4 protein-coding genes and 2 pseudogenes are annotated in these 4,371 nt (G+C 59.7%); 4 read left to right on the top strand and 2 right to left on the bottom strand.

The window, feature by feature from the left end; all coding sequences use genetic code 11:
* Both AB4Y42_RS43515 and AB4Y42_RS43510 read left to right on the top strand, forming a co-directional pair.
* Positions 1 to 115, top strand: a pseudogene (locus AB4Y42_RS43515) (IS5/IS1182 family transposase); the annotation flags it as partial.
* A gap of 51 nt (positions 116 to 166) precedes the next feature.
* Positions 167 to 1,341, top strand: a protein-coding gene (locus tag AB4Y42_RS43510; protein ID WP_368692384.1) for an IS3 family transposase whose coding sequence is annotated in 2 segments (ribosomal slippage) — positions 167 to 416 and positions 416 to 1,341 — 1,176 coding nt in all. Because the reading frame shifts where the segments join, the coding sequence is not laid out codon by codon here.
* Between the two features lie 243 nt (positions 1,342 to 1,584).
* Here the strand turns inward: AB4Y42_RS43510 and AB4Y42_RS43505 are convergent.
* On the bottom strand, positions 1,585 to 1,863 hold the full coding sequence (locus AB4Y42_RS43505; protein WP_368697789.1) for a hypothetical protein: 279 nt from the start codon (positions 1,861 to 1,863) through the stop codon (positions 1,585 to 1,587).
* Between the two features lie 944 nt (positions 1,864 to 2,807).
* On the opposite strand from AB4Y42_RS43505, the gene AB4Y42_RS43500 reads away from it, so the two are divergent.
* Positions 2,808 to 3,809 (top strand): hypothetical protein, encoded by a 1,002-nt coding sequence (locus tag AB4Y42_RS43500; protein ID WP_368692386.1) that lies wholly within the window; start codon positions 2,808 to 2,810, stop codon positions 3,807 to 3,809.
* Between the two features lie 129 nt (positions 3,810 to 3,938).
* Positions 3,939 to 4,268 (top strand): helix-turn-helix domain-containing protein, encoded by a 330-nt coding sequence (locus AB4Y42_RS43495; protein ID WP_368692387.1) that lies wholly within the window; start codon positions 3,939 to 3,941, stop codon positions 4,266 to 4,268.
* On the opposite strand, the pseudogene AB4Y42_RS43490 reads toward AB4Y42_RS43495, so the two are convergent.
* Positions 4,250 to 4,371 (bottom strand): annotated as a pseudogene (locus AB4Y42_RS43490) (IS630 family transposase); the annotation flags it as partial. The gene AB4Y42_RS43495 and the pseudogene AB4Y42_RS43490 overlap by 19 nt on opposite strands.

Below are 4,371 nucleotides of genomic sequence, written 5' to 3'. Positions count from 1 at the left end.
TCGTCGTCTTCGCATTCGCTTTGAGCGTCGAGCCGACATTCACGAGGCATTCCTTAAACTTGGTTGCTCGCTCGTCTGCTGGAACATCTTCAGACGTGCCGAGCAGTCTTTTTGAAACGGTCTCTTACTGAGAGTGTGTAAAACTTCAGTAAAGGAGAATTTAGCAATGGGTAACCCGAGGGCGCGGTACACGCTGGAATTCAAGATTGAAGCGGTGCGCATGGTGCGTAACGGCCAGAGCCAGGCGGCGACGGCGAAGATTCTGGGTATCAGTACGCAGACGCTGAATGCGTGGATCAAGGCCGACGATGCGGGCAAGCTCAATGGGGCGGGCAAACAGGTGTCAGCCGAGCAGATGGAAATTGCTCGGCTGCGCGCCGAACTGGCCAGCGTGAAGATGGAGCGCGATATCCTGGGAAAAGCGACGGCGTACTTTGCGAAGGGGTCGGTGTGAAGTACGCGTGGATCGAACGACATAGCCGGCAATGGCCGGTTTCCGTGGCCTGCCAGGCGCTGGGCGTCAGTCCCAGCGGTTATCACAACCGTAAGGCCCGCGACGTTGATCCTGATCGGCCGCGCCGACGCATCAGCAACGACGCGTTGCTGGTCCACATTCGCGCCGTCCATGCCGAATCCAAAAGCGAGTACGGCTGGCCGCGCGTGTGGAAAAAGCTGCTTGCGCAAGGCATTCGCGTGAGCAAGGACCGGATTCAGCGGCTGATGAAGCTGCATGGCATCAAGGCGCGCACCAAGCGACGGTTCAAGGCCACGACGGACAGCAAGCACAATCTGCCGGTCGCACCGAACCTGCTGCAACGGGACTTCTCGCCGGCGAAGCCCGATCAGGTCTGGACGACGGACATCACCTATCTCTGGACCGACGAGGGCTGGCTGTACCTGACGGTCATCCTGGACCTGTTCAGTCGTCAGGTCGTGGGATGGTCGCTCAAGCCGCACATGCGCACGGAGCTGGTTTCTGACGCGTTGCGAATGGCGTGGTTCCGGCGTCGTCCGGAGGCCGGACTGATCGTGCATAGCGACCGTGGGAGCCAGTATTGCAGCGCCGAGTTCCAGGACCTGCTCAAGAGTTACGGCATGCGCAGTTCGATGAGCCGCCGAGCAAATTGTTGGGACAACGCACCGACGGAGAGCCTGTGGGGATCGCTGAAGCAGGCCCGCATTCACGGTCAACGCTTTGCGACGCGTCGCGAGGCGATGGACGAGGTGCTTGACTGGATGAGCTTCTACAATCATGGGCGTCTGCACTCGACGTTGAACTACGTCAGTCCGATGCAATTTGAACAAAACTGGCACGCCGCCCAGCGAAAGCAAGCGGAATAATAAACGCTCGGTTAGCGGATACGAAATTCGCGGGCAACGTCAAGCCTCCTCGGTCTTGGAACCGGAAATTTAGCACGCTTTCGCCTGCCCCCCCGTCGCATACGAACGACGCGAATGAAATACGCATGCATCCCGTTCACAGGCCGACTTTCGGTCCGCGATCGAGGTCCGGTTCGTCCTGATCGGCACTGTGGCCGGAGCAGCGCGACCGGTTTTCGACCTCCTTGCCGAGCGCGGCGAGCATCACCTGCCGCCGCTGTTCGAGCGCGGGCCCGCCGCGCAGCACGAGCTCGAGTATCTCGCGCAGCGGCCCTTCGCGCGCTCGAGCTTCTGTTGCCCATGCCGGCGTTGCACCTCGACATCCAGCCGTGACTCCTCCGCAGCCCGTCTGAACCCCTGCGCATCACAGGTGGCGAGCTCGGCGTGCGTGAGCCTGGTGCTCACACTGCGCAGGACCGGGCAGACCGAGTCCTTCAGGTGGTCGTAGACGCGCTCCCCATACTGGCGCTTGGTTTCGAGCACCTTCGGCGGCGGCAGTTCAGCTGCGCGGCCCAGATCCGGCGTGGGTGCATTGATGCGGCTGTAGAACTCGCGGGTGGAGACGTGACGGGGGCCCCGTCAGGTTGACGCAGTAGCGGGGGTAGAATGAAGTGATGAAAAAAAGTCGCTTTACCACGGTCACCGCTTCCCTGCCATCGTCATCAGCTGTGCGTTTCCCGGTATTTAGAGTGCAACCGCTTCAGCACTTTGGCTAGCGCTGGACTCAGCGCTTTCATTGTCGTTCACATCATCCTGTAAGGTCCCGCAGCATACCAGCCTCCGCTATTGCAACAGAACCGTACGGCCAGCGCGCGCTCGTCGAGGCGCAGATCTCGCGAATCAAGCGTTGCATCGGCGCGCGGCTACTGATGCGCAAAACCGAATCGCAGCAGCGCGAGGGCGTGACTATCGCGAACCTCGTGAATCTGTGGAGCAGCTTCGGCAAGGCCGTTTGCGTCAAAAATACCTAGTTGCGTATGCAACCAGCTGCGGCCCTGCCCTGCTGAACAATGCCCCAGTTACCAACGGGCACTCGTCAGATTTTTTCGCCGGCGTCGTCATAAGTTCGTGTTCGCGATCGGGCCACCGGCAGTGCGGCCTATGCTTTCAAATGGCTGCACCACCATTCCTTCTGCGGCTCCATTGCAACCATGCCTGTTGACATCGACACCGCATCAATCATCGCCGATCATGCCTCCACGACGTCTGTCTCACCCGAGACACGAGCGTCCACGCCTGTACGGCAGTACTCGTCGCCGCGGCGTGGGCCGGCGGCAAGTGAGACATTGAACGGACTGCCCATCCGCGAAACGTTGGCGTCAACGGGCGCGTCCGCGGTTCCTGCGAACGGGGTTCCACCTGCATCCCCCTCGGCGTCGACGGCTTCATCCGAACGCAGTGGACGCTCTCGACAAGTCGATAGAAGCGTGCTCGATGCATTCCGGCGCACGCGTGCCGCAATTCGCAACCGCATGCAAAAGATCATCTTCACCACGACCTCTGAGATACCGCGCAATGAACCCCTGCATCGATACGGATTCGACTATGGAGCGGGACCATATTCACCAGATTACGCGCAGCAGATGCGTTCGCCGAATCTGCCGATGATTGCCGCGATGCCGTTGGCGCTCGGTTCGATTTCGGCTCTCGCCGGCATCGGCATGATCGGCAGCAGTATGCTGGGCATGCCGGGCCTCGGAATGGGCATGCTCGCCTTGCCGATGATGGGCATGATGGGTGCCTTCGCAATTGCATGGCGCTCGCGCGGAATGGCCGGTTTCGGCGGCATGGGAAGCCTCAGCGGCACGTATGGAAACAACGACGGTTACAGCGCCTACGGAGGCTTCAACTCGCCGGCCATGGGTGCCGGGCAGTCCGTGCCGGGTTATGCGCATCCGCCTGCACGGGGTCCTCGCCAATGGCGTCCGGCGGCGGGATTTGGTACCGGTCCGGTTCCACCGTTTCAGAAACGCTGGTCAGGATGGTGCGCGCCGGACAATGTGCCACCGAATCCTATGGCATCGCCGCCGGACATGGCCTCGAGCACGACAAAGCGCCAAGGGAATCCAACTGAATCGTTCGGGGCGAAGGGATCCCGCCCAACCGCTTTCGAGCAGTTGGGCGTTGTGAAGGGCGCGGCCTGGCGGCAAGTTTTGGGCATGGACGGGCGCGTATTAGACAACGAAGTAATGGCTCAGGCCCAAACTCGCAAGGGTATCGAAGAAATGCGAAAAAAAATAGAGGAGGCAGAATTCGATGTACGAAAAGCCCACAAGAAGCTCCTGATCAGATTCCATCCGGATAAGCACCTCGACAAGGACATGAGCGAAGTCATCGGCCTCATCTCGATGGCCGTCAATCAGAGCGAAAACGAGTTTAGAAACGCAAGGCTCTGGCTTGACGGGCAAAGTGGGAGGGTGAGCGCTTGAGCCGTAATAATCGGTTTTGTCGCGCATTACTGACCGGTGCACCAAATAGCGTGTAATGCGTTATATGGGCATGAATACGAAACCCGATGCCCGAAACTTGATGGCGCCACGCAGGCACACCTGAGAGAGATGGCGGCGCAGGCCGTGCGCGATGGTATGAGCCAAACTGCGGCGGCCAAGACGCATGGCGTAAGCCTTCGCGCAGTGAGCAAATGGATGAAGCTCTCTCGCGAAGGCGGGTTGCGATCATTGCGTCCTGAGAAGCGTGGCAGACGACGGCCGCTTGGGAAACAGGCAAGCCGCGAGGATCCGAAGGTTGATCGTCGAGCGGATGCCGGACCAATGATGTTGCCCTTCTATCTGTGGACGCGGGAGTCGGTTGCGCAGTTGATCGAGCGCGAGTATGGCATCACGATGTCGCCATGGCGTTGTCACGTTACTCACACGTCAGCAATATAGCTGACAGATTGATGCCTAAAAAATGACCGAACAAGGCACGGATCGCGGCTAATTTGTGAAAGCTGCTCGTGAATTTTTGAGCCCAGCTTTTCACCTTTTTGAA

It is taken from the genome of Paraburkholderia sp. EG286B, assembly GCF_040965655.1.
Classification (GTDB): Bacteria; Pseudomonadota; Gammaproteobacteria; order Burkholderiales; family Burkholderiaceae; genus Paraburkholderia.
This window is presented reverse-complemented; position numbering and strand designations above follow the sequence as displayed.